18 protein-coding genes are annotated in these 25296 nt (G+C 60.6%); 7 read left to right on the top strand and 11 right to left on the bottom strand.

Annotated elements, in window-relative coordinates; translation table 11 throughout:
• The first annotated feature begins 5 nt into the window (after window positions 1-5).
• Window positions 6-1211, top strand: a complete 1206-nt coding sequence (locus tag ACLIRY_RS01305; RefSeq protein ID WP_413203538.1) for an ABC transporter substrate-binding protein — start codon at window positions 6-8, stop codon at window positions 1209-1211.
• 321 nt (window positions 1212-1532) lie between these two features.
• On the opposite strand, the gene ACLIRY_RS01300 is transcribed toward ACLIRY_RS01305, so the two are convergent.
• A complete protein-coding gene (locus ACLIRY_RS01300; RefSeq protein WP_413203537.1) occupies window positions 1533-3680 on the bottom strand; it encodes a YgiQ family radical SAM protein in 2148 nt (715 codons plus the stop codon).
• Between the two features lie 463 nt (window positions 3681-4143).
• On the opposite strand from ACLIRY_RS01300, the gene ACLIRY_RS01295 reads away from it, so the two are divergent.
• On the top strand, window positions 4144-5343 hold the full coding sequence (locus ACLIRY_RS01295; protein WP_413203536.1) for an MFS transporter: 1200 nt from the start codon (window positions 4144-4146) through the stop codon (window positions 5341-5343).
• A 151-nt stretch (window positions 5344-5494) separates the two neighbouring features.
• Here the strand turns inward: ACLIRY_RS01295 and ACLIRY_RS01290 are convergent, their stop codons facing one another.
• Window positions 5495-6811, bottom strand: a complete 1317-nt coding sequence (locus tag ACLIRY_RS01290; RefSeq protein ID WP_413203535.1) for a hypothetical protein — start codon at window positions 6809-6811, stop codon at window positions 5495-5497.
• Window positions 6812-6890: 79 nt separating this feature from the next.
• Window positions 6891-7784, bottom strand: coding sequence for a LysR family transcriptional regulator (locus tag ACLIRY_RS01285; protein ID WP_413203534.1), 894 nt, complete (start codon window positions 7782-7784; stop codon window positions 6891-6893).
• Between the two features lie 134 nt (window positions 7785-7918).
• On the opposite strand from ACLIRY_RS01285, the gene ACLIRY_RS01280 reads away from it, so the two are divergent.
• Complete coding sequence (locus ACLIRY_RS01280; RefSeq protein ID WP_413203533.1) at window positions 7919-9106, top strand: acyl-CoA dehydrogenase; 1188 nt, start codon at window positions 7919-7921, stop codon at window positions 9104-9106.
• A 193-nt stretch (window positions 9107-9299) separates the two neighbouring features.
• Complete coding sequence (locus ACLIRY_RS01275; RefSeq protein ID WP_413203532.1) at window positions 9300-10535, top strand: CaiB/BaiF CoA transferase family protein; 1236 nt, start codon at window positions 9300-9302, stop codon at window positions 10533-10535.
• Window positions 10536-10854: 319 nt separating this feature from the next.
• Here the strand turns inward: ACLIRY_RS01275 and ACLIRY_RS01270 are convergent, their stop codons facing one another.
• From ACLIRY_RS01270 to ACLIRY_RS01250, 5 genes are all read right to left on the bottom strand, one after another.
• Window positions 10855-12261 (bottom strand): methyl-accepting chemotaxis protein, encoded by a 1407-nt coding sequence (locus ACLIRY_RS01270; RefSeq protein WP_413203531.1) that lies wholly within the window; start codon window positions 12259-12261, stop codon window positions 10855-10857.
• Window positions 12262-13259: 998 nt separating this feature from the next.
• Entirely contained in the window at window positions 13260-13475 is a 216-nt protein-coding gene (locus ACLIRY_RS01265; protein ID WP_413203530.1) for a DUF6898 family protein, read from the bottom strand.
• A 75-nt stretch (window positions 13476-13550) separates the two neighbouring features.
• A complete protein-coding gene (mmsB, locus tag ACLIRY_RS01260) occupies window positions 13551-14441 on the bottom strand; it encodes a 3-hydroxyisobutyrate dehydrogenase (protein ID WP_413203529.1) in 891 nt (296 codons plus the stop codon).
• Between the two features lie 50 nt (window positions 14442-14491).
• Window positions 14492-15556 (bottom strand): enoyl-CoA hydratase/isomerase family protein, encoded by a 1065-nt coding sequence (locus ACLIRY_RS01255; protein ID WP_413203528.1) that lies wholly within the window; start codon window positions 15554-15556, stop codon window positions 14492-14494.
• 35 nt (window positions 15557-15591) lie between these two features.
• Entirely contained in the window at window positions 15592-16731 is a 1140-nt protein-coding gene (locus ACLIRY_RS01250) for an acyl-CoA dehydrogenase family protein (protein WP_413203527.1), read from the bottom strand.
• Between the two features lie 267 nt (window positions 16732-16998).
• Between ACLIRY_RS01250 and ACLIRY_RS01245 the strand changes: the two genes are divergently transcribed.
• Window positions 16999-18291 carry an O-acetylhomoserine aminocarboxypropyltransferase/cysteine synthase family protein gene (locus ACLIRY_RS01245; protein WP_413203526.1) on the top strand — a complete coding sequence of 431 codons (1293 nt, stop codon included), beginning with the start codon at window positions 16999-17001 and terminating at the stop codon, window positions 18289-18291.
• Between the two features lie 44 nt (window positions 18292-18335).
• Complete coding sequence (hemB, locus tag ACLIRY_RS01240; RefSeq protein WP_413203525.1) at window positions 18336-19346, top strand: porphobilinogen synthase; 1011 nt, start codon at window positions 18336-18338, stop codon at window positions 19344-19346.
• Between the two features lie 149 nt (window positions 19347-19495).
• On the opposite strand, the gene ACLIRY_RS01235 is transcribed toward hemB, so the two are convergent.
• Window positions 19496-20347, bottom strand: a complete 852-nt coding sequence (locus ACLIRY_RS01235) for an alpha/beta fold hydrolase (RefSeq protein WP_413203524.1) — start codon at window positions 20345-20347, stop codon at window positions 19496-19498.
• 4 nt (window positions 20348-20351) lie between these two features.
• Window positions 20352-21917 carry a TRAP transporter substrate-binding protein DctP gene (gene dctP / locus ACLIRY_RS01230; RefSeq protein ID WP_413203523.1) on the bottom strand — a complete coding sequence of 522 codons (1566 nt, stop codon included), beginning with the start codon at window positions 21915-21917 and terminating at the stop codon, window positions 20352-20354.
• A 287-nt stretch (window positions 21918-22204) separates the two neighbouring features.
• On the opposite strand from dctP, the gene ACLIRY_RS01225 reads away from it, so the two are divergent.
• Window positions 22205-24658, top strand: coding sequence for a penicillin acylase family protein (locus ACLIRY_RS01225; protein WP_413203522.1), 2454 nt, complete (start codon window positions 22205-22207; stop codon window positions 24656-24658).
• Window positions 24659-24704: 46 nt separating this feature from the next.
• On the opposite strand, the gene ACLIRY_RS01220 is transcribed toward ACLIRY_RS01225, so the two are convergent.
• Entirely contained in the window at window positions 24705-25190 is a 486-nt protein-coding gene (locus ACLIRY_RS01220; protein ID WP_413203521.1) for a flavin reductase family protein, read from the bottom strand.
• Window positions 25191-25296 lie beyond the last annotated feature (106 nt).

Genomic DNA, 25296 nt, shown 5'->3' with positions numbered 1-25296 from the left:
CCCAAATGCACGCAGCCCTGAAACACCTATCTTTGGCCCTCGGGAAATCGGCGATTGCCCTCGCCGCGCTCTGCGGGATCACCCTTGGCGCCCTCTCCTTTGCATCCCTTGCCGAGGCGGAGCAAAAGGGGGCGGATCTGCCCACGGCTCCGGTCCTGCACGATGGCGCCAAATGGCGCATCGGCTATATGGAAGGGGGCCAATACATCGACTACCAAACCATCACCATGGCCACCCTGAAGGGCCTTGCAGATCTGGGCTGGATGGAGCCCATCGAGCTACCGGCGGACCTGCCCAAGGAACCCGGCGCCTTCTGGCGCTATGTCGCCCAGAACGCGAAGAGCCAGTATCTGGATTTCGTGGCCGATGCCTACTACGCACCGGGTAATTTCGACAAAGATCTCCGTCCCAAAGTCAAAGCTGCAGTCCTCGAGCGCCTGAACAAGACCAAAGACATTGATCTGATGATCGCCATGGGCACCTGGGCGGGCCAAGACCTGTCCGGTCCCGGGAACACCACCGTTCCCGTGGTTATCGGCTCCACCTCGGATCCCATCGGCGCCGGAATCATCAAAAGCGCCGAGGACAGTGGCCAGGACAACATCCACGCCAAAGTCGAGCCCAAACGCTACCAACGCCAAGTGGGGATCTTCAACGACATCATTCCCTTCTCCAAACTGGGAATCGTCTACTCCGACACGGCGGAAGGCCGTACCTATGGTGGCGTGGACGCCGTCGAGGAGGTCGCCAAAGAACGGGGCTTCGATGTCGTCAGCTGTGTGGCCCCTTATACGGACCTGACACAGGAGCAGGTGGAACAGGGTGTCCTTGATTGCTACACCAAGATCTCCAAGGAGGCGGACGCCATTTACATCACCGTCCACCGGGGCGTGACGGAAGGCTCCCTTCCCAAGATCATGGAGGTGATCAATGCCGCCAAACTGCCGAGTTTCTCCATGCTCGGCTCTAGCGAGGTCCGCCGGGGCGTCCTGATGAGCGTGGCCCAGGCCGATTTTTCCTACGTGGGCCAGTTCCAGGCCGAGGTGATCGCCAAGATCCTGAACGGCGCCAAGCCCAGGGACATCGACCAACGCTGGAGCGCCCCGCCGAAGATCGCCTTGAACCTGAAGGAGGCTGAAATCATCGGCTTTGATCCGCCAGTGGATATCTTGATTGCCTCGGATGAGATCTACGAGAACATTGAAGACTGATATCAAGGTGCGGTGAGTTTGACTCACCGCACATTCTCGTGCGGGAAAGCCCGCGCTTCTTGATGGAATCTGGAGCTGTACCCGGTCCGAATAAAACTGCCTCCCCCAGGCTTGGGTGGAGGCGAATTCACTCCCATTGTATAGACTTTAGAGTGCTCCGAGCAATCTGTAACAGATTGCGACGGGCGGAACGCACGCCGTAGGCGTGACGATTTTCTTCAATGTCAGAGGTTTAGAGCATGTCGCGTGAATCACATTTCACGCGACATGCTCTGGGATACCAATCCTCTCATCGACCGTCCCCTTCCCAAAAACCTTCACTCAACCACGCCCCGTTCGGCCCCGCCCACCAGAGCCCCCGACTTGGCCGCCGGTCGCGCCCCCGCCCCCGGCGGACCGGCGCGGGCCTCCCCGTCTCCGGGGTGGTTTGTCCTTCGGCTGGTACGGCCCCTGACCTTCCCGAGTTTGCTGGGTAAGGAAGGTTTGCTCTCCCTTCTTGCGGCCCGCACGCAGGCCCTCCCCTCCCCCAAGACCCGTTCCCCAAGGCTGGGTGGCGGGGACCAAATGCTTCTTTGATGGACCAATCAGGTCGGTGCGTCCCATGCGCTTCAAGGCATCGCGCAAAAGAGGCCAGTTTTCCGCATCGTGGTACCGCAGGAAGGCCTTGTGGAGCCGTCGTTGACGCAACCCCTTGGCAGTAGCGACCACTTCGCTTCCATGGCGGCGCACGGGTTTCAAGGGATCCCGCTCCCCATGGTACATGGCTGTCGCCAGGGACATGGGTGAGGGCAGGAAAGTCTGCACCTGATCCGCGCGGAAGCCATTGCGCTTCAGCCAAAGGGCCAGATTCATCATGTCCTCGTCCGTGGTTCCCGGATGGGCAGCGATGAAATAGGGGATCAGGTACTGTTCCTTGCCCGCCTGTTTGGAGAAGCGCAGGAACATCTCGCGGAAGCGGTCATAGGTGCCCATGCCCGGCTTCATCATCTTCGAGAGCGGCCCGTCCTCCGTATGTTCCGGAGCAATCTTCAGGTAGCCGCCCACATGGTGGGTCACCAATTCCTTCACATAGGCAGGGGTCTTCACGGCGATGTCGTAGCGCAAGCCTGAAGCGATGGTGATCTTCTTGATCCCCTTGAGTGCGCGGGCGTCCCGGTAGAGGTCCACCAGGGGGGTTTGATCGGTGATCAGGTTCTTACAGATATCCGGATAGACGCAGGACCAGCGACGACAAACGGATTGTGTCTCCTCGTCCTTGCAGTTCAAGCGCCACATATTGGCCGTGGGGCCGCCCAGGTCGGAGACGACGCCGGTGAACCCCTCCGTCTTGTCGCGGATGGCCTCGATCTCCTTGAGGATGCTGTCCTTGGAGCGGCTTTGGATCACCTTGCCCTCGTGCTCGGTGATTGAGCAGAAGGAGCAGCCACCGAAACAGCCGCGCATGATGTTCACGGAGAAGCGGATCATCTCCCAGGCAGGAATGCGGGCGCCGCCATAGGAGGGGTGCGGCGCGCGGGCATAGGGCAGGTCAAAGACCCGGTCCATCTCCGGCGTGGTCAGGGGGATTGGCGGCGGGGTGATCCACAGCTCCCGGTCCCCATGGCGCTGGATCAGCGGGCGGGCGTGGCCCGGGTTGCTTTCCAGGTGCATGACCCGGCTGGCATGGGTGTATTGGACCGGGTCGTCCTTCACGGTCTCGTAGGCTGGGAGGCGAATGACCGTCTCCGGCTCGGATCGCGCGGGGACGGAGCCCGTCGTGTCCACGTCGCTGGCGTCGATCTCCCGCCAGCCCTCGGGCGCCCGGGACAGGGCGAAGGCCGTGCCGCGAATGTCGCGCATCTCGGAAAGGGGTTCGCCCTTAGCGATCCGGTGGGTCATCTCCACCAGGGCCCGCTCTGCATTGCCGTACAGCAGGATATCGGCCTTGGCGTCGAACAGGACGGAGCGGCGGACCTTCTCCGACCAGTAGTCGTAATGGGCCACCCGGCGCAACGAAGCCTCAATCCCCCCAAGCACGATCGGCACGCCCTTGTAGGCCTCCTGACAGCGTTGGGAATAGACGACTGTGGCCCGATCCGGGCGGCGTCCGCCCGCCGCATCGGGGGTATAGGCGTCATCCTTGCGGATCTTGCGGTCAGAGGTATAGCGGTTGACCATGGAATCCATGTTCCCCGCCGTCACCCCGAAGTACAGGTTGGGCTTGCCCAGCACCTTAAAGGGCTCGGCGCTGGTCCAATCGGGTTGGGAGATAATGCCAACGCGGAATCCCTGGCTCTCCAATACACGACCGATCACTGCCATGCCGAAGCTGGGGTGGTCCACATAGGCATCCCCGGTGACCAGGATCACATCGCAGCTGTCCCAACCAAGCAGATCCATTTCCGCCCGCGACATGGGCAGAAAGGGAGCCGGACCAAAGCGGTGGGCCCAGTATTGCTTATGGGAAAAAATATCCTTCGCGGCGTCCATCGCCGGGAATCCTTCATCACGGGGGGCAGGGGGAGTCGGTTTCGCGGCGCCCTTGGCAGCCGTCCGATGAAGGATATGTAGTCTATTTTCCAGGGATACGCCAACCCTATGCATTTCAGGGCCTTCCCTTCCGCAGACTGACATAGACGTCCGGATTTCAATAGCTTCGTCGTCCTTCCGGCGCAGACGGGACGCCAGGGTGCGAACAGGCAGCGGAGGCAACTCCCGCGACGCCAAGGCGTTTGAGAGCCGACATCGAAGTCAGCCCTGGATGCCCGTTTTCACGGGCACAACGGAAACCTTTGAATTCACGGCATGAATTTTAAGGGCCTTTGATCCCTGAAAATCTCCAGGGGCACCCCTCCGCATGGCCTCCCCGCGCGAATGCCCATTGAAAGCTGTCCGCCAACCCAATATATGCAGCGCAACACCCCCATCACCGCGCGCCCCGGAGCCCCAGTCCATGTCCTTTTCCCGGTCCAAGCGGACCCAACCGGGCCTCGTCCTCTTCGCGCTTGCCGTGGGCGGCTTCGCCATCGGCACCACCGAATTCGCAACCATGAGCCTCCTCCCCTATTTCTCCGTTGGGTTGGGCATCGACGCCCCAACCGCAGGCCATGTGATCAGCGCCTATGCTCTCGGTGTCGTCGTTGGCGCACCGATTCTTGCGGTGATGGCCGCCCGCCACCCCCGATGGCAGGTCCTGGTGGTCCTTATGGGCCTGTTCGCCCTCGCCAACGGCCTGTCTGCTCTGGCCCCCACCTATGAATGGATGCTGGTTTTCCGCTTCCTGAGCGGTGTTCCCCATGGGGCCTATTTCGGCGTGGCCTCGCTGATGGCCGTTTCCGTCTCGCCGCCGGGTAAGCGGGTCCAGGCTGTCTCCCGGGTCATGCTGGGACTGACGGTGGCCACCATCATTGGCGTACCCATGGCCAATGCCATCGGACAATGGATCGGCTGGCGCTGGGGTTTTGCCATCGTCGCGCTGCTGGCCATGACAACGGTCCTTCTTGTCGCCCTCCACGCCCCCCGGGATGGGGGTAATCCCTATGCCACGCCGCTGAAGGAACTGGACGCCCTGCGCAACCGCCGGGTCTGGATGATGCTGGCCATCGGCGCCATCGGCTTTGGCGGCATGTTCTCCGTCTACAGCTACCTCGCCTCCACCCTGCTGGAAGTCACCGGCGTGGGTGGCGAGATGATCCCCGTAGTCCTTGCGGTCTTTGGCTTGGGCATGACCTTCGGGTTGACGGTCGGATCCTGGGCGGCCGACAAGGCCCTCGGGCCTGCAACGGGCGGCACTATCCTGTGGACGATCGGCTCCTTGGCTCTCTATCCCTTCGCCGCAGGACACCTTTGGTCCATCATGATCGTGGTGTTCATGATTGGCTGTAGTGGCGCCCTGGGACCCATGTTGCAAACCCGTCTGATGGATGTGGCCGGAGAGGCCCAAACCCTCGCCGCAGCCCTGAACCACAGCGCCTTCAACACCGCCAATGCCCTGGGACCCTGGCTGGCTGGCTTGGCCATCGCCGCCGGATATGGCTGGACCTCCACGGGCTGGGTGGGATGTGGCCTGGCGATTGCCGGTTTGGTCCTCTGGCTGCTGTCCCTGCTGCTGGACCGCGCCTCACCCCATCAAACGGTCCAGCAGGCACTCTAATACCAAGGTGTGGTGAGTTTGACTCACCGCACCTTGGAAGCGGCCAACTGGCCGCCGCGCCTTATGGCGCGTAAAAGCCCGCCTGGCGTTTGAACACAAGAAAAGCGGCGTGGGTTTCAACCCGCGCCGCTTGGTATAAGTTATATGGATTTTAGAGTGCCTTTGAGGCCACCTCTTCGACGCCCAGGGCCCGCAGTTGATCCTCCGTCAAGGCCCCACCATTTGCCTTCAGGATCAAGTCTTCCAGTTGCGAGGGGCGGGCCAGGGAATAGAGGACAGAAAGGGACTGGACCGGATCCAGGTTGAGGATCGAAAGACGCCGCCAGTCCCCTTCGGACTCCCGGATGCGCAGATCCCGATCCAGGCGCCCCAACTTCTCCAGCTGGATTTTGCTCCATTGGCGCATCAAGCCCGGTACCCCCAGCAGCGACCGATCCTCTGGCTCCGCAGGTTCGACCACATAGCGCTGTAGCAGATCCGCGTAGTCAATATCGAGATAGGGCTCTCTTCCCAGGACATATCTCCCCTTCACCAAGCCACAGTCCTTCAAGGCGCCGGTCTTCATGCGATGAAATCCCGTCAGCGAGCATTCCCCTTCTCGCAGGACATGCTGTCCCCAGACCTGAATTTCCGTCGACACCCCCAGGACATCATGGGTCTCCGGAATACCCTCTGCGGCGAGGGAGACGACCAGAGGTGCGTCCTCTCCCCGACCGATAGCCAGAGCCGTTTGGTGGTTCAAGGTGAAAAGCCGACCCAAGGGAACCCTGTCTGCCCGGCTGTCTCCTGGACCTTCAGTCCAGCCATCCAGTCGAATTTCCTGGGGAATCAGGGTCCCTTCTGGCTTCAGGCTGGGGGCTAAGTGGGCGAAGATCGCCACCTGGGCCTCTCCCTTCAGCGCCCTTGTCATGGTTTCGGAAACGATGATGTCGTAATGCCCGGGTTCGGGTGGGGTCCACTGCAAGATATCCACGCAGTCGACGGCCCGGATCCGATCCTGCACCCCCAACTTGGCGATAACCTTTTCAACCGCCTCGACAGAGACTTGATGGATGTCCAACAAAGTCACCTGAACGTCCCGGGCGGAAAAATAATGGAGTAAGGGCAGGACAAGCGTACCGAAGGGGCCACTTCCGGCATAAAGGATTTCCAGGGGACCGTCCTTCCCTGCGACATTTCGCCGGGCGAGGCCATCCAGGATCGCCCCATGGACTCCTCGCAAAAACCGCTGGGTCCGCATCAATTCCCAGGCACACCGACCGGCCGTCACTGGCGTGACAGCCTTCCCGCCGCAGGTCTTCGTTTCCGGATCCGGATCGATCTGCGTCTTCAAGGAAATCCCAGCCCAATCCTCCAGAATGTCCGACATCTCCCGAATCTCTGCCAGATTGGCACCGAGGCCATCCTCATCCGACACAAGAAACAACGCAATGATGTCTTGAATACGATCACGCGATGCAAACCCCATGAAACACGTCCTCCGCAAATTTTTTAAACCCATACCCCTATGGTTTTACACCCTTCGCCACCGGGCAAGGAAGCCGATTTCACGGCGGATCCACAGCCCCCAGGACCAACGCGGTCACCAGGGGGCGAACAAGCACCAGACCATGACGCAGGGCGATGGACGGAGGGCGGGTTCGGGCATGGGCCAGTCCGATGGAGCGGGTGATGGGCGGATCGGTAATGGACAGCACACGCACCCCCTTCCCCTCCGGCGCCTGTCGGGCCACCCGGGGCGAGATAATGGAACAGCCTCGCCCCCGGGCCACCAGGGCGACAATGTGATCCAGGGCATCAATCTCCAGGGGCACCCGGGGCACCAGTCCAGACGCGGCAAAGGCGCGTTCCACCTCCGCCCGCAAGCCATGGGGAGCGCCGGGCAGGATCAGGGGCCGGATTGCGGCCTCCGCAAGCGTCACCTGATCCGGCGCCGGGTCGCCCCGGGGAACCACCAGGGCCAGACTTTCCGTCGCCAGTGGCTCCACGGCCAGATCGGCTCCATCCTCGCCATTGAAGACCAGCCCCAGATCGATGGTCCCTTCCCGCAGCCATGCGAGGATATGGCCGGACAACCCCTCGACGATGCGGGGCCGGACCCGGGGCAGACGCTCGCACAGCAATTCAACCAGGGGCAGACTCACCACCCGGCTCAGGGAGGTCGGAACGCCGATGGATAATTCGCCGGAGGGGTCATCCCCAAGGGCACGGATCCGCTCCGCAAGACCCTCCCACTCGGCGACCATGCGCCGCCCCTCCCGCGCCAGCGTGCTCCCCTCCTCCGTCACCGCCACGCCCCGGGGCAGGCGGTGCAACAGCGCCGCCCCCAGATCCTCCTCCATCCGCCTCAGGCTCTGGGAGAGCGCCGGTTGGGCCACACGCAAACGCCGCGCCGCCTCCGAGAAGGAGCCTGCGTCCACCACCGCCAGAAAGTACCGCATTTGTTTGATGTCCATCGGGAAAGCATATCAAGAATTGATGGATCTCATAAGAAAACTGTTTTGGACTTATGGGTGGAGAGGCACCAAACTGCGCGCCACATCGAACCTTCAAGAAACGCAGGGAGCATTCGCCCATGTCCTCCGCCCCGATTTCCAACTGGGACGACATCCTCGACCTCGACGGCCAACTGACCGAGGAAGAGCGTATGATCCGCGACAGCGCCCGATCCTATTGCCAGGACAAGCTGATGCCCCGGATCCTGGAGGCCAACCGCCACGAGATCTTCCACCGGGAGATCATGACGGAAATGGGCGAGATGGGTCTGCTCGGCCCGACCATCCCCGAGGAATTCGGCGGCCCTGGCGTCAACCACGTCGCCTATGGTCTGATCGCCCGGGAAGTCGAGCGGGTCGACAGTGGTTATCGCTCGGCCATGAGCGTCCAGTCCTCGTTGGTGATGCACCCCATTTACGCCTATGGCTCCGACGAGCAGAAAAAGACCTGGCTGCCGGTCCTTGCCAGCGGTGAAAAGGTCGGCTGTTTCGGCCTGACCGAACCGGACCACGGCTCCGACCCCGGCGGCATGAAGACCCGGGCGGAAAAGACCGCCGGGGGCTACAAGCTGACCGGCAACAAGATGTGGATCACCAACAGCCCCATCGCCGATGTCGCCGTGGTCTGGGCCAAGTCCTCCGCCCATGACGGCAAGATCAAGGGCTTCCTGGTCGAGCGCGGCATGAAGGGCTTCGAGACGCCGAAGATCGAAGGCAAGTTCTCGCTCCGCGCCTCCATCACCGGCGAGATTGTTCTGGACGGCTGCGAGGTGCCCGAGGCCAACCTGCTGCCCGGTGCCTCAGGCCTGGGTGGTCCCTTCGGTTGCCTCAACAAGGCCCGGTACGGCATCTCCTGGGGTGCCCTCGGCGCGGCGGAGTTCTGTTGGCATGCCGCCCGCCAATACACCCTGGACCGCCAGCAGTTTGGCCGTCCCCTGGCCCAGACCCAGTTGATCCAGAAAAAGCTCGCCGACATGATGACCGAGATCACGCTCGGCCTCCAGGGCTCCCTCCAGGTCGGCCGCCTGCTCGACGCCGGACAGGCCAAACCCGAAGCGATTTCGCTGGTGAAGCGCAACAATGCGGGCAAGGCCCTCGATATCGCCCGCATGTCCCGGGACATGCACGGCGGGAACGGCGTGGCCGACGAGTTCCATGTGATCCGCCACGCCATGAACCTGGAAGCCGTGAACACCTATGAAGGAACCCACGATATCCATGCCTTGATCCTGGGGCGGGCACAGACCGGGTTGCAGGCGTTTCTGTAAGAGGCCTTTGGGGGCTCCCGCCCCCAAACCCATCTGTTTTTTCATGGGAAAATTTCTACTTGGTCATTCCCGCATGCGCGGGAATTCATGGAAAAGCGGTCGTTTCTCAAAAGAAAAATAGAGGTTTGGAGGCATCGCCTCCAAACGGGTGTGGGCGGTAGCCCACTGGCCGCAGGCCACTACGGAGTTTCCCATGATAGCCCCCCCCACTGGTCCCCTCACCGGTATCCGCGTCCTCGACCTCTCCCGTATCCTGGCTGGCCCCTGGGCGGGTCAAGCCTTGGCCGATCTGGGAGCAGAAGTGATCAAGGTGGAGCGACCGAAGGTAGGCGATGACACCCGGTCCTGGGGGCCTCCCTTCCTCAAGGATGCCAACGGGCAGGAGACCACCGACGCCGTCTATTATCTGGCAGCGAACCGGGGCAAGAAGTCCGTGACCATCGACATGGCCCAACCCAAGGGTCAGGAGCTGATCCGCGAGCTCGCCAAACGCTCCCATATCGTCCTGGAGAATTTCAAGGTGGGCGGCCTCGCCAAATACGGCCTGGACTACGCCAGCCTGTCGGCCCTCAACCCGGCTTTGGTGTATTGCTCCATCACCGGTTTTGGCCAAACCGGCCCCTATGCGGAGCGGGCGGGTTATGACGCCATGATCCAGGCCATGAGCGGCCTGATGAGCGTCACCGGAGAACCCGACGGCGCGCCGGGTGGTGGCCCCATGAAGGTGGGGCTTGCGGTAACGGATATCCTGACGGGGCTCTACGCAGCCCTTGGCGTCGTGGCGGCGGTGCGCGAGTCCGAAAAGACCGGCAAAGGGCGCCATATTGATCTAGCATTGATGGATACCGCCGTAGCCTGCATGGCCAATCAGGCCATGAACTGGCTGGGCGGCGGCGTGGTCCCTGGACGCCTGGGCACGGCCCACCCCAATATCGTGCCCTATCAGGCCGTCCCGACCAAAGACGGCCACTTGATGCTAGCGGTGGGCAACGACGGCCAGTTTGCCCGCCTCTGTACGGTCGGAGGGCGCCCCGAACTGCCCCAGGATCCCCGCTTCACCCGCAACCGGGATCGGGTGGCCAATCGGTCAGAGGTGCTCGCCGCTCTGCTTCCCATGATGGCCGAGAAAACCACGGATGAATGGATCTCGGTCCTGGAGAAAGAGGGCGTGCCCTGCGGCCCCATCAACACCTTGGACCGGGTCTTCGAAGATCCCCAGGTGATCGCCCGGGGCCTGCGCCAAGACGCGCCCCATCCGGTTGCGGGCATGGCCCCGACCGTGCGAAGCCCCCTACGAATGGAAGGCGACGAAGCCCCCGCGCCCCAAGCCCCACCCACCCTGGGTCAGCACACATGGGAAGTCCTGGGCGAGGTTCTCGACCTGGATAGCGAAACCCTAACAGCCTTGTCGAATCAGAGTGTTATTTAGAGCATCGAGCGGAAAAGTGGGCACCGGTTTTCCGATCCACTCAATGCTCAACCTGTTGATCTAGTCGATCGGGGAAAAGGGTACGGGATGGCGCTTCAGATTGGTGTTTGAAGCGCCTTTTTCATGCGGTATAGCCTGAAGAGCAAGGATGGAGAGACAACTGTGTCTGGCGCTAGAGTGAAACCAAGATCAGCTTGATTCAAGCTGGCCCAGCTTCACTCTCGTTATATAGATTTTAGAGTGCCTTCGAGATCAAGTTGGACAAAGACATGGCCCAACTTGATCTCGGAACACTTTAGCGTTGATGGCGTTTGAGACATTACAACACCTTGTTCTTCATGACGATATCGTTCAGTTCCATGGCCACTTGGTTGACCCTTTTCAAGGATTCAGCCACCCCCTTGATGGTCTCCGCATTGGCGCTGGCGGCATCGTTGATCCGTTGCACATTCACGGACATCTCCTTCACGGTGGCTGAGGCTTGGCTGATATTGCCCGCCGTTTCGTCACTGCCCAAACTGGCTTGGCTCAAATTGCCCGTCACTTCTTCCGTGACCCCATTCTGGAGAACGATGGAGTCATTGATTTCGCCAACCTTTCCGGACACGGACGTGATGACGTCATTCACTTTTTGAATCGCCTCGACCGCCCGACCCGAGATTTCCTGCATCGACAGGATTCGCGTACTGATTTCCTCGGCCGCCTTTGCGCTTTGATTGGCCAGAACCTTGACCTCGCCCGCCACAACCGCGAAGCCCTTGCCCATTTCGCCGGCGCGGGCGGCCTCGATGGTCGCGTTCAAGGCCAAGAGGTTGGTCTGCTCCGCGACATCCTTGATCAAATTCGTCACTTCACTGGTTTCCACGGCATGGGTGCCCAGCTGATCCATGATCTCGGTCGCCCGGTTGACGATCTCCCTGGCCTCCATGGCGAGGTTGCTCCCGTCCAAGGAGTTTTGGGTGATGGTATCGATGGAGGTCCGGCTTCCCTCCATGGCATCCGACACACTTCTTAAGTTGACCGATATTTCCTCCGCCGCTCCCGCCACGCCCGCGAACATTTGGGAGGTTTCTTCCATACCAGCGGCAAGTCCCGTGACCTGAGTCGAGGTTTCTTCGATCTCCGAAGCAATTGCCCCGACATCACTGGAAAGAGTCGTGGACTCACTCTCCAGAGAGGACGCATGGGATGTGATTTGCTTAATCAGTTTTTGGAGTTCTGTTCTTTCCGTAATATCGGTCACAACCTCTACGTGACCAATTTTTTCACCTGCCAGATTATGTAGGTGAGAAGACGTCACCGAAAAATTACGGGACCATTGATCGAAAAATGTTTCAGTCTTTCCTTTTCGCAAGCAAGCAACGCCGCAATCTTCCGTATTGCAAATTTTTGCGCCCCAATTGCTGCAATGTTGCCCCATAATTTCAGGTCTTTTTTTACCGAGCAAATCTTCCACGACTTTATTAACAAAAGTCCATTTCATATTCGAATCCGTTATGGACATAGGCAAGGGTACCGCATCCAAGAGAGAATCGTACCAATGGTATTTCTCCTTAACACTGCGGGCAATATAGAACGTGCAATACATCGCCAACAATAGAGAAGCCATTGAAGCAGATAATATATAGACGTTCCCTTCTAAAAAAATAGAAGAGAAAATCAACAAAATAGCAACGCCCAACAGGACATTCACCACTTCAAAGCCACGATTCAGTAACATCTTCATTTCAGTCGCCCTCCGACTTCTTTGTTGTCAACCAAGTCCCGGCTGTGAAGCTAATCCCACTATTCGAGCAGGGACGCAAAACCTATAAGGGTTTTACCCTTTTAGGCAAGCGCTAAGTATACACCTTAATGGAGGTATCTTTAAAGATAGATACATCAAAAAAATTCCCTACAGCGCGCCGCTCGTCCTGTGGTTCCCTGCAGGGAGGCTTGTGAAGGAAGGTGAGCATGAAAGGTCAGCTTGGCTTTTCCGATCTTGAGGATCGCTAGGCGCAATTGAGCAAGTCGGAGGATCCGCTGGAGAACCTGGCCGGGACGGCTGACTTCGAGCCATTCCGCACTCGGCTGAACAAGGCGTTGAAGCCGTCCGATGGTTCGAAGGGAAGACGCCCTCCTGAGACTCGGTGCTGATGTTCAAGGCCCTGCCCCGTCAGGCACTCTACTCCCCTTTGGACAGAAGAATAGCCGCGCCCGGATTTGGGCACGAAGCAGTACGCGCCCTCGGGTTCCCGCCGCTCAACGCTACGCCAACGCCCACGGTATACGACAGTGTCTCGTCCTTTTATGGGCGATGGCCCAAGCCCATTTGGGGACACATGTCCCCAAACCCCATTTTTCTTTTACAAATAAGAGCCCCGAGTCTGGGGCCTTTCGGCCCCAGTGGGGGACAGGGCAAAGCCGCGTCATGGGAAAGGATCCCCTGTCGTGTCCCGTGACGAATGCCTATCTATTCGGCGCCAGAAAGCGGGCTCAAGCAGGTCAATAATTCTCGCCTCTGATCTAAGGGAGATCGGAAGCCCGCTACAGATTTTTATTTTGGAAACGTTTTTATTTACTAAAACACTGCACGAGAGAATAAAGAGTTGATTGCGATGTCTCTGTTAGGACCCGCCCGGATTTCGTCAACCGCTTCCGCCACCGGCTCCTGTCCTGGATCTCCTAAATCCATAGACATGACCGCCCCTAGGGGAACAAGGTCTCGCCATACCCCAAAAAATGTTACCGCCGACGCTCCTGCCTCTGCTTCTCGATCACATAGGCCAGCTTCCGGGCGGCATTCTGCTTCAAGCTGAACAGACCGACTGTGGCAGGACCCACCATGACGGCCTCTATGCCTGTGTCGGCGCAGATGGCACAGACTCGCACATAGGCCCCATTGCGTTTGATCTCGTAAAGGATCTGCCGAGGCATGGGAGGAAGGGGAGGGTTGGCCATGGCGCAGTCCTGAAACACGAAAAAGGGGAGCCCATTGATGCTCCCCTTTCTATTTGCCATGAAAAACAGAGAATGTCAGGCGTCTCCGTCGATCATTTTGATGATGCCGGAGAAATCCAACCCTCCATTGCCCGCGTTGCAGAACAGGCTGTAAAGGGACTCCGCAGCGGACCCCAGGGGTGTGGCGGCATCGACCTGGGCGGCGGCTTCCTGGGCCAACTTCAAATCCTTCAGCATCATCGCAGCGGCAAAGCCGGGCTGGTAATCGCGGTTGGCTGGAGTGGTCGGCACCGGACCTGGAACGGGGCAGTAGCTCGTCATGGACCAACTTTGCCCCGACGCTTTGGAGCTGATATCGAAAAGCTTCTGGGCGTCCAGACCCAGACGCTTGGCCAGCATGAAAGCCTCGCAGGTGCCCAGCATGGTAATGCCCAGCAGCATGTTGTTGCAGATTTTCGCCGCTTGACCGTTTCCGGACTCACCGGCGTGGACGATGGTGCCACCCATGATGTCCAGAAAGGGTTTAGCCGCGACGAAGGCCTCCTCGGGACCGCCAACCATGAAGGTCAGGGTCCCCGCTGCGGCACCGGCAGTGCCGCCGGACACCGGAGCATCAACCATAGGCAGGCCGGCGGCCTTGGCCGCTTCCCCCACGGCGCGGGCACTGGCCACATCAATGGTCGAGCAATCAATCAGCAAAGTGCCAGCCGAGGCATTCTCGATCACGCCGCCCTCGCCTTCATAGACACCACGCACGTGCTTGCCTGCGGGCAGCATGGTCACAACCACATCGACACCCCGGGTGGCTTCGCCCGGACCGCCTGCCAGGGTTGCCCCGGCCTCTCCGGCAGCCTTCATGGCATCGGACGACAGGTCGAAGACTGCGCAGTCATGCCCGGCCTTCAACAGGTTCAACATCATGGGGCCGCCCATGTTGCCCAGACCGATAAATGCCACCTTCGCCATCGTTTCCTCCTCGGATTTTTCCGCGTTTATAAGATGTTGTTTCTACTCACTTAGATGTCATCGAAGGTAATCTCATCACCCAGGCGGGGTGCGAACAGCCCCTCGACAACCGCCATGTCCACTTCGGCGAGAGAGCTGTTGGACCATTTGGGCGCATTGTCCTTGTCCACCAGAACCGCCCGGATCCCCTCGATGAAATCGGGCTGACGGGTGATGCGGGGGGCCACCCGGAACTCCAGTTCCATACAGGCGTCGAAATCCAGGGCTGCCCCCGCCATCATCTGTTGGAACGTCACCAGACAGGCGAAGGGGGACTTGGTGAGCAGCAAGGCCTTTGTCTTGGCCGCCCACTCGGTCCCTTCGGCCTCCAAACGGTCCAGAATTTGGGTGACGCTGTCTGCCTCTCCAAAAACCCGATCAATATCTGCCCGCACCTCCGCCAGGGGAGCCGGACCGGGATCCTCGTGGAACCCCCGCACCACGGCCTCAACACCCGCTGCATCCGTCGCATCGCTCTCCCGCAAGGCGACCTTCAAGGCCTCAAGCTTTTCTGAGGGGACGTAGTATTGGCAGACCCCCACATACAGGCTATCTGCCGCTTTCAACCGTGCCCCTGTCAGCGCCAGATACAGGCCGAGCCCTCCTTCGCAACGGGGGAGGAAGTAGGTCCCCCCCACGTCCGGGATCATGCCGATCCCCGTTTCGGGCATGGCGAACAGGATCCGTTCGGTCGCCACCCGCAGGGTGCCATGGACGGACAGACCCACACCGCCGCCCATGGTGATGCCGTCCAGCAGGGCGACATAGGGCTTGGGGTAGGTCTTGATCAGTCGGTTGAGGCGATATTCTTCCCGGAAGAAGGCATCAATGGTCGGCTGGTCATCGGCCAGGGAGGCATCGTAGACCTTGCGCACATCGCCCCCAGCGCAGAAGGCCTTTTCGCCTGCGCCCTCGATGACCACCATACGCACGGTCGGGTTCTTGGCCCAGGCCCGCATGGTTGGATCCATGGCGCGGATCTTGGCCAGGTTCAGGGCGTTCAAGGCCTTGGGGCGGTTCAGGGTGATGAGGCCAACGCCATTGGTGGCGTCGAACAGGATCTCTTCCTCGGCCATGGGGGTCCTTCCCTTTAATCTATGAATACCGGTGTTCAGCCGGAAACGATACGGCGACCAACGATCACGCGCATGATCTCGTTGGAGCCCTCTAAAATACGGTGGACCCGCAGGTCCCGCAGGATCCGCTCCACCGGATACTCCCGGATGTAGCCATAGCCGCCGTGGAGCTGGAGGGCCTCGTCGCAGACCCGGAACCCCACGTCGGTGGCCAGACGCTTGGCCATGGCGCAATACGGGGTCGCCCGGGGGTCCTTCGCGTCGAGCAGAGAGGCCGCCTTATGCAACAGCAAGCGGGCGCTCTCCAACTCAGTGGCCATATCGGCGAGCTTGAACTGGGTGGCCTGGAACTCAGCAATGGCCTTGCCGAACTGCTTGCGCTCCCGCACATGGGACACCGCCGCGTCCATGGCCCCCCGGGCACCACCCAGCGAGCAGGCCCCAATGTTCAGCCGCCCCCCATCCAACCCCATCATGGCAATCTTGAACCCTTCGCCCTCCTCGCCCAGACGGTTTTCGACGGGTAGGCGCAGGTTGTCGAACATGACCGAACAGGTGGGTTGACTGTTCCAACCCATCTTGACCTCCTGCTTGCCGAAGGACAGCCCCTCCCGGTCCTTCTCGATCACGAAAGTCGAAATCCCCTTGGGGCCATCCTCGCCAGTGCGGGCCATCACCACATAGATGTCAGAGCGCCCGCCGCCGGAAATGAAGGCCTTCTGACCATTCAGAACATAGTGGTCCCCGTCCCGGTCCGCCCGAGTGCGCAGGGAGGCCGCGTCGGACCCCGCCCCTGGCTCGGTCAGGCAGTAACTGGCGAAATATTCCATGGAACAAAGACGGGGAAGGAAGGTCTCTCTGGTCGCCTGGGATCCGAATCGGTCGATCATCCAGGAGGCCATGTTGTGGATGGAGAGATAGGCCGCCGTCGAGGGGCATGCCGCCGCCAGTTCCTCGAAGATCAGGGCCGCGTCCAAGCGGGTCAGGCCGGAGCCGCCCACATCGTCCCCCACGTAAATGCCGGCCAACCCCAAAGCCGCCGCAGCACGCAGGGTGTCTTCGGGAAAGATCTTCTTTTCGTCCCATTCCCCCGCATGGGGCGCCATCTCATTGGTGGCGAAATCCCGCGCCATATCCTGGAATTGGACCTGTTCCTCGGTGAGTTGGAAGTCCACCACCGTTCTCCCTTATTCCATTCTTTCTTGGTTAGCCGACCTTTGGCCGATGATTGCAAGGACTATAGCCTCGCCCCCCCTTTGGCGGAAGGCCCTTACTGACGTTTACGTCAAGACACCCCCTGTGGCAAAATACCAATACACTAAAATTACGTTATTAAATTTAATTTCACACAACTCATAACTTTCCCCTTGATTCCCGCCCCTCATCGGCTATCCATGAAGGCCTCGCCCTCCCCTTACATCCCAAAAAAAGGACGTCCAAGAATGGCGATCGAAAGCAAGCATCCGGAAACCCTGGTCCTGCACGCGGGTTACCACCACGACAGCGCCACCAATTCGGTCGCGGTGCCCATCTATCAAACGACGTCTTACGAGTTTAACAGTGCCGAACATGCGGCGAATCTGTTCGGGCTGAAGGAACTGGGCAACATTTACACCCGCCTGATGAACCCCACCACCGACGTGCTGGAGCAACGCGTCGCCGCCCTGGAAGGGGGCGTGGCGGGCCTCGGTGTGGCCTCCGGACAGGCGGCAAGCACCTACGCGATTTTGAACCTATGCGAGGCCGGAGACAACTTCGTCACCTCCACGGACCTCTACGGCGGAACCTGGAACCTGTTCGCCAATACCTTCAAACAGATGGGCATCGAAGCCCGTTTCGTCGACCCCGCCGATCCGGACGCCTTCCGCAAGGCCACTGACGACCGCACCCGCTGTTATTATGCCGAAACCCTGCCGAACCCCAAGCTGCGCATCTTCCCCATCGCCGAGGTGGCCACCATCGGTCGCGAACTGGGCGTGCCCCTGATCATCGACAACACCGCAGCCCCGATCCTCTGCAAGCCGCTGGCCCTGGGCGCGGCCATCGTCGTCTACTCGGCCACCAAATACCTGGGTGGCCACGGCACGAGCATTGGCGGAGTCGTCGTTGACGGCGGTACTTTCGATTGGGAAGCCCAAGGCGACCGCTTCGCCACCCTGAACAAGCCCGACGCCAATTACCATGGCATGGTCTGGACCGAGGCCGTGAAACCCCTGGGCCCCATTGCCTATATCCTGCGCATGCGCTGTACTCTGCTGCGCGACATGGGCGCGGCGCTCTCTCCCATGAATGCCTTCCAACTCATCCAAGGCATGGAAACCCTGCCCCTGCGCATGCGCGCCCATTGCGAGAATGCCGATAAGGTTGCCGCCTTCCTCAAGGACCACCCCCAGGTGACCAAGGTTATCCACCCCAGCCTGCAAACCGGCGAGGACGCCCGGCGCCGCGACGCCGCGTTGACCGGCGGCAATGGCGCGCTCATGGGCTTCGAGGTGAAGGGCGGTCTGGAGGCCGGCCGGAAATTCATCGACTCCCTGGAGCTGTTCCACCATGTCGCCAACATCGGTGACGCCCGCAGCCTGGCCATCCACCCGGCAACCACCACCCATTCCCAGTTGTCCGAGGAAGACCAGCTTGCATCCGGCGTCTCCCAGGGGTATGTCCGGTTGTCGATCGGCATCGAGCATATCGATGATATCCTTGCCGACCTGAAACAGGCCCTGGACGCGCTGTAAGACTCCTCCGTGCCACGGGTCCCAACACTTATTTTGGAGCGCCCGTGAGCACTGACATCACGCCCTTGGGGAGCTTTCCCCGCACCCGCATGCGGCGCCCGCGCCGGGAAGACTGGTCCCGGCGCATCGTCGCCGAAAATGTCCTGACCCCTTCGGATATGCTCTGGCCCGTTTTCGTGATCGAGGGCCAGAACACCCGGGAAACCATCAATTCCATGCCCGGGGTCGAACGGCTTTCCATTGATCTCCTGGTCGAGGCCGCCAAGGAAGCCCGGGATCTGGGCATTCCCGCCATTGCCCTGTTTCCTTGCATCGAGGCCTCCCTGAAAACTCTGGAAGGGGCCGAAGCGGCCAACCCCGACAACTTGGTTTGCCGGGCGGTTCGTGCGATCAAGGCCCAGGTGGATGGTATCGGCGTGGTCTGCGACGTGGCGCTGGACCCCTTCACCTCCACCGGCCACGACGGTATTTTGCGCAACGGCACTATCGTCAATGACGAATCCGTGGACATGCTTGTGAGGCAAGCGCTGGCCCAGGCCGAAGCGGGCTGCGATATTGTTGCCCCTTCCGATATGATGGACGGGCGCATTGCCGCCATCCGCGACGCCTTGGACGCCAAAGGGCTGGAACACACCCAGATCTGTTCCTATGCCGCCAAATACGCCAGTGCCTATTACGGGCCCTTCCGTGACGCCCTGGGCACCGACGGGACCCTCAAGGGGGACAAGAAGACCTACCAGATGAACCCGGCCAACACCGACGAGGCCATTCGTGAGGTCGCCCTGGATATCCAAGAGGGCGCCGACATGGTCATGGTTAAGCCCGGACAGCCCTATCTAGACATCGTCCGGCGGGTGAAGGATGTCTTTGGGGTTCCCACCCTCGCCTATCAGGTCAGTGGGGAATATGCCATGCTCAAGGGCGCGGCCCTTCGGGGGTGGCTCGACAACGACGCCGTCCTGGTGGAGACCCTCATGGGCTTTAAGCGCGCGGGCGCCGACGCCGTCCTCACCTATTCCGCCGTCGAGGTCGCTCGACTGCTCGCCAAACGGTAGGCGCCCCTTCATCTTGACCGGGGCTCCGCCCAAGCCCATTTTCCGGGGCTCCGCCCAAGTCCATTTTCCGGGGCTCCGCCCAAGTCCATTTTCCGGGGCTCCGCCCCGAGACCCCGCCGGGGAGGCACGGCCTCCCCGGACCCCGCGACTCAAGCTGTCAGGAAAGCCACTACCGGATCAATCTGAGCGGGATCCATCAGCGCGGGTGCATGGCCCACACCCGGGATCTCCAGGACTTCGCAGCCCGGCCCCCGGCCCTTCATCTCCTTCAGGGTTTCCGGAAGCAGAAGGTCGGACTCCGCCCCGCGGATCACAAGAACCGGACAGGTGATCTTGTCCCAAAGCTCCCACACAGCCACATCTGCGGCCTCTCCGAGCTTGATGAAGGTGGAGATGGCCGGATCACAAGCCAGCTTGTAGCCCCCCTCCACTTTCCAATGCCCCTGTTCGGCCATGGCCGCCCATTGGGCATCCGTCAGCGGGCCAAAGGGCGCATGAACCTTGCGCAGATGGGTTTCCAGGGCCGCGAGATCCGGATATGTCGGGTCATAACCCACATAGTCGCGGATCCGTGCCATCGCCGCTTTGGGGATGAACGGACCCACGTCATTCAGCACCAGGCGCCGGATCGGACTATTGGGCAGGGCGGCCAGACCCAGGCCAATCAATCCCCCCATGGAGGTGCCCACCCAATCCACCTGCTCCGCGCCGGTCCGGGCGATCAGAGGGACCATATCAGCAGCATAGGCCGGGTTGTTATAGCCCATGGGATCGGCCAGCTTATCGCTCCGCCCCCGTCCCAGCACATCAGGGCAATAGACCCGACGATGGTGGGACAGGCTTTCGGCGAGGAGATCGAAATCGCGGCCATTGCGCGTCAAACCATGAACGCAGATGGCCGAAGGCACATCCGGATCCCGCTCCCACAACACATGCGCCATCCGGCGAAACCCCTCAAGGCGCAGAACGGAAACAACGGACTCTGTCTTTTTTAATGTCATGGATTCAAGGTCCTAAACCGGGTGGAGGATTGCTTTCAAGACCGACCGCTTTAACCTTGCCGTTTCCATCACGCGCTGCAGCGGCAGGCTCCCCGGTCAGGGCCGTAGTGTCCGTGTCCCCCTGAGCATCCCCTGTTGTGTCTGTTGGCTCAGCCTTGGGTGCCGGAGCGGCGGTTTTCCCCGGAGCAACCGGAGGCGCCGTCGCGCCCACCTTCGGAGAGGGGGACTGCGGTTCCTGCGAAGACTTGTCCGCTGGCACGCTCTCCTTAGGGAGTGCGCCGCTGTTCTTTTCGCCCTTGCGCTTGATTACATAGCGTACGTCAACGGACTTTTCCGGGCGATCCGATTGGACGACATTCCCAGTCGGCCCAGTATTGGTCGTCCCACTATTGGTCGGTCCGGCATTCTCCTCACCGCCCACCTTAAAACCATCCATTTCAGGTGCGGCCACTTTGGGTGCGGCCATTTCGGGCGCCCCTTTGGCTGCCGATGGGGCTGTGGAGGTGGAGGTGGGTTTAGAAGGACGGGCAACGGTGATTCGGTCCTCTTTCGGCGCCACCTTCGACATTGGCAGACCCACCAATTGCGCCAAAACAGGAAGGGACAAGCGGCGCCAAGCCCGATAGTCCGCTTCCGTAAAGGCGACCCAGGTTAGATGATCCCCTTTGATCCCCTGAATCTTCGTCTCCAGGGACTTGTCCATCATCTGCCGTCCATAGGATTCCGCAAAAGCCGCAGCCTCGGTCAACGCCTGGGATTGGCTGGGAGTCAGGAGATTCCAGGCTTTTTGACTGATCAAAATGGGTTCGTAATCAAACCAGGGCACGATGCCATTGGACAGAGTGACACAGGCCCGCCCCTTCGGAGCACCACCGTCGATCAGGTCCAATTCGGGCGCGACGACCACCGAAATCCCCTCCCGACCATCAAGCAACCGGGGAGCATTCCCAAGCTCCGAGGGTGCCAGATCCGCTCCCTGTCCTTCGGCCAGGTCACCGGCCATTCGGCCTCCGGCGGCGACTCGCTCCCCCTTCAGGAGATCGGGTTCTCCCACACAAGTGCTTCCCTCGGCGATGAAGACGCCGGGCACCCACATATCAGCAAGAACACGGACGCCCCGGGCTTCCAAAGCGACACGGACCTTTTCCATCGCCGCCTCCCGGGAAAAGGCATGGATTCGATCTTCCGTCGCCGCAAGACCGGGCAAGGAGGGCGCTGCAAACATCGGATTCAAGCCACGCAACCGAACCAGCGGCAGCGCCGCGATCTCCAGGGTTCCGTTGGTCAACCCCGTCCATAACTCCCCTTCCCGGAACAAAATTCCGCGCGGATAGATTTTGATCTGCAGACTGCCCGTGCGTTGCGCCACCTGGTCGGCGAGAACCTCCAACACCCGATGGCGTAGTTCTCTTTGCCCTTCCCCATGGGAATGGGCTGCCTTCAGGGTCAAGGCCCATCCCTGCCCGGCAAGAAGGCCAATGGCGGCGACAACCGCAACAAGAAGCCCGAGCAAACGCACGGTTCGACGTAGGGAGCCTCGACAGAGAAACGGAACAGGAAACCAGATCATGGGAAGGATGATGCCTTTGGTCGTTGACGGCCAGACGCCGAAAAGGAGAGCGCCCCCCACCATACCAGAAGGTCATGGAGAGCGAACCACCATATCTATCAGCATCTATCAGCTTGGTTCCCAGGGGGTTTCCCGTTAAATGCCAAAGAATTCTCCCTTGAAATTGGACGCCGTCCGCACCCCAATACGAACCACCCTTCCCTTCTTGCGGTCAGGACTGGAGCTTACCCATCCCCTCCTCATTCACCAACAGCCCGTCCCATCCATCGAAACCACGCCGAAGCAAAGTGCGTCGGGTCCTTACCATACTGGCCGTTCTGCTCGCCCTGGTCTTTGGGATCGTCGTCGCGCTCTGGCTTGCGTTGACCGCATCCTTTCCCAAGACGTCGGGCCGGATCGAAGTTCCCATTGGCGGCACCTTGCCTAAGCTCGACGAGAAGAGCCGTGCGACCACCCCGGGGGGACCATTGACCATTTCCCGGAATCGCTATGGTGTGCCCACCATCCATGCATCCTCAATGAACGATGCGGCCTTTGGCCTGGGTTTTGTCCATGCCCAGGACCGACTTTGGCAAATGGAGACCATGCGCCGTCTGGGCGCGGGCCGCCTGTCAGAAGTCATGGGGCAATCAACGCTGCCACTGGACCGCTACTTCCGGACCCTGGGTCTCCACAGCCTCGCACAGGAGACCTATCGCCAGCTTCCCAACGAAGCCCGACGCCTCCTGGAGGCCTACGCCGCCGGAGTCAATCACTTCCTGAAAAACGATATTGGCCCCTTGCCGCCGGAATTCCTGGCCCTGGCGCACCGTCCAGAAGCCTGGACCCCGGCAGATTCCCTGGTTTGGGGCCGACTGATGGGGATGTGGCTGACCGGCGACTGGAATGAAGAATTAATCCGGGCGGCCCTCTTCAAGACCCTGACCGCGAACCAAATGCGCGACCTGTGGCCCGCTCTCGCTCACATCGGCCCCTCTGCGGCGCTTGATCCGTCGGGTGAACCAAACGCCACCTTGCCACAAGACGCAGCCCTCGCCCTGGCAGAAGCCCTTCCCAGGGCGGCCCAACCCTTTCTCGCATCCAACGCCTGGGCTTTAACCGGCAATCGCACGACATCGGGAAAGCCCCTGCTCGCGAACGACCCTCACCTAGGTTTCCAGGCGCCCACCCAATGGTATTTGGTCCGCCTGGAAACACCCGAACTGACCCTGATGGGTGCCTCCGCCCCCGGCACCCCCTACCTGCCCATTGGCCAAAACGGGCGGGTCGCTTGGGGCTTCACCACGACCCACTCGGACACGTCCGACCTGTTCATCGAAAAAGTCGTGGACCGGGAGCACTACCTCGGACCCGATGGCCCCACCCCCTGGCGACTCCGCCAGGAACGGATCGACGTGCGCTTTGGCGAGTCGGAAAACCTGACCATTCGCGCCACACGCAATGGCGTCGTGATTTCCGACGCCCTACTCGGTGGATCAAGCCGAGCAACACAAAGTTTGCTAAAGTCCGATCAGGTGATCGCCCTGGCGTCAACGGCACTGCGCTCCAATGACACCACTGCACTTGCTATGCATCGCCTCAACCAGGCAGAGAACGCCAGTGATATCCGGGCTGCTGCCCGCCTGTTCCAGGCGCCCCAACAGAACCTGATCCATGCCACACGGGACGGGTATATTGGCCGCCTTTCTCCCGGTTTGGTGCCATTGAGGACCCACGGGCCTGGGCTGCTTCCCCAACCCGGATGGGCGGTAGACAGTGCCTGGACGGGCTATATACCTTTTGAAGATCTGCCCGCCAATCTGGCGCCCCATGATAATATGGTTCTGAACACAAACAGCCGCATATCCGGGGACGACTACCCCTATTACATCGCCCCCGATTGGCCAGGGGAGTATCGGGCAACACGTTTACGCAAGCTCTTGACCCACAAAATGGGTCAAACCATCTCCGATCAGGCCGACTACCAAATGGACACGGTGTCGGAGGCCATGGCCGACCTTCTCCCCCTCATGCTTGATTTCCCCTCAGCGGCACGCCCTCCTGAATCGGAACGGGCCCGCGCCCATGCGTTGCTGTCAGCCAAGGGCTGGCTCTACGACATGACCGCCCCCCGGGTCGAACCCATGATCACGGCAGCTTGGATTCGCGCCCTGGTGCCCGAGATATTCGCCGACGAAATGGGCGCGGCCTTTCCCCTATGGAACCGAATCAGCCCAGAACTGCTGGTCCGGGTGCTGAAGGGGGAGACCAGCAATTGGTGCGACAATATTCAAACAAAAGACAAGATAGAGGATTGCGGGACCCTTAAGGCCCGTGCCTTGGACAGTGCACTTCAGGATATCCGCGCTCAGACCGAGGGGGCAGACCCATTCACCACACCTTGGGGTCGGCTCCACGTGGCCCATTTCGACCACGCACTCTTCCACCGCTTCCCGATCCTCAGGGCCGTTGCCGATCTATCCATCCCCACAGGCGGTAGCCTCGCAACCCTGTCCAAGGGCAGTTGGTCAGCCACTGGGAGCGCCCCCTACACCCACATCCACGGGGCCACTCTGCGGGCGGTCATGGATCTGGATGACCCGAACCGCTCTGGGTTCATCTTGCCCACAGGTCAGTCTGGCCACCCGCTCTCGCCCCATTATCGGGACATGTTGACCCCTTGGCGGGATGGCCATCTCATTGCATTGGATGGGCGCGACAACAGCGGCGGAATCCTGCATCTCACACCGAAACAGGACTGAGGACAAAACCGCCTTCCGACAGGAAGCCGCCCCCATGCCAAGCCCATCAAGGCAGGCAACGGCCAATCATATTGTACGTTCCACGGAAATAAACGAGAGGCTGCCCACCGGTCTGGAAAGACAGCGCCTTCACCAGACAAATGACAATCAGGTGATCCCCGGACTCGACGACCTGCTCGACGTCGCAATCCAGGCGGGCGAGTGTATCCTTCGGCACGGGCACACCATCGGCGGAGCGGTCCATTTCGAGGTCGGCGAACTTATCAACACCCCGGCTGGCGAATCGAATCGACAGATCTTGCTGTTCTTCAGCCAGAATGGAAATGCTGACTGGACCAGAACGGAAGGCTTCCAGGCTGGAGGTATGGGTCCCCAAGCAGAAAAGCACCTTAGGCGGATCCAGGGAGAGGGAAGAAAACGCGCTGACTGTTACCCCCGCAGGCGCCCCAGTCCCATCCACCGTGGTCACAACGGTGACACCCGTGGGAAAAGACCCAAGGGCCTTGCGGTAGGTACGATCATCAACGGACATTGGCGGCTCCCATGGCGCGCTACATTTTGAACCAGCAGGGGGTTTTCTACAATCTTTCCCGGCCTCAGGAAAGATGGAACCTCGCCCTTTCCCTGTCTCGGGAAAG

This window comes from Rhodospirillum sp. A1_3_36 (genome assembly GCF_047263945.1).
In the GTDB taxonomy this organism is placed as follows: Bacteria; Pseudomonadota; Alphaproteobacteria; order Rhodospirillales; family Rhodospirillaceae; genus Rhodospirillum.
The sequence above is the reverse complement of the archived record's forward strand: the minus strand, read 5'-3'. Positions and strand labels throughout refer to the sequence as shown.

Coding starts and splice junctions, on each gene's coding strand:
- ACLIRY_RS01290 (WP_413203535.1), bottom strand. CDS start 6,811: ATGGGGTTTGCATCGCGTGATCGTATTCAAGACATCATTGCGTTGTTT.
- ACLIRY_RS01295 (WP_413203536.1), top strand. CDS start 4,144: ATGTCCTTTTCCCGGTCCAAGCGGACCCAACCGGGCCTCGTCCTCTTC.
- ACLIRY_RS01285 (WP_413203534.1), bottom strand. CDS start 7,784: ATGCGGTACTTTCTGGCGGTGGTGGACGCAGGCTCCTTCTCGGAGGCG.
- ACLIRY_RS01245 (WP_413203526.1), top strand. CDS start 16,999: ATGGCGATCGAAAGCAAGCATCCGGAAACCCTGGTCCTGCACGCGGGT.
- mmsB (WP_413203529.1), bottom strand. CDS start 14,441: ATGGCGAAGGTGGCATTTATCGGTCTGGGCAACATGGGCGGCCCCATG.
- ACLIRY_RS01235 (WP_413203524.1), bottom strand. CDS start 20,347: ATGACATTAAAAAAGACAGAGTCCGTTGTTTCCGTTCTGCGCCTTGAG.
- ACLIRY_RS01300 (WP_413203537.1), bottom strand. CDS start 3,680: ATGGACGCCGCGAAGGATATTTTTTCCCATAAGCAATACTGGGCCCAC.
- ACLIRY_RS01275 (WP_413203532.1), top strand. CDS start 9,300: ATGATAGCCCCCCCCACTGGTCCCCTCACCGGTATCCGCGTCCTCGAC.
- ACLIRY_RS01220 (WP_413203521.1), bottom strand. CDS start 25,190: ATGTCCGTTGATGATCGTACCTACCGCAAGGCCCTTGGGTCTTTTCCC.
- ACLIRY_RS01255 (WP_413203528.1), bottom strand. CDS start 15,556: ATGGCCGAGGAAGAGATCCTGTTCGACGCCACCAATGGCGTTGGCCTC.
- ACLIRY_RS01280 (WP_413203533.1), top strand. CDS start 7,919: ATGTCCTCCGCCCCGATTTCCAACTGGGACGACATCCTCGACCTCGAC.
- ACLIRY_RS01265 (WP_413203530.1), bottom strand. CDS start 13,475: ATGGCCAACCCTCCCCTTCCTCCCATGCCTCGGCAGATCCTTTACGAG.
- ACLIRY_RS01270 (WP_413203531.1), bottom strand. CDS start 12,261: ATGAAGATGTTACTGAATCGTGGCTTTGAAGTGGTGAATGTCCTGTTG.
- dctP (WP_413203523.1), bottom strand. CDS start 21,917: ATGATCTGGTTTCCTGTTCCGTTTCTCTGTCGAGGCTCCCTACGTCGA.
- ACLIRY_RS01305 (WP_413203538.1), top strand. CDS start 6: ATGCACGCAGCCCTGAAACACCTATCTTTGGCCCTCGGGAAATCGGCG.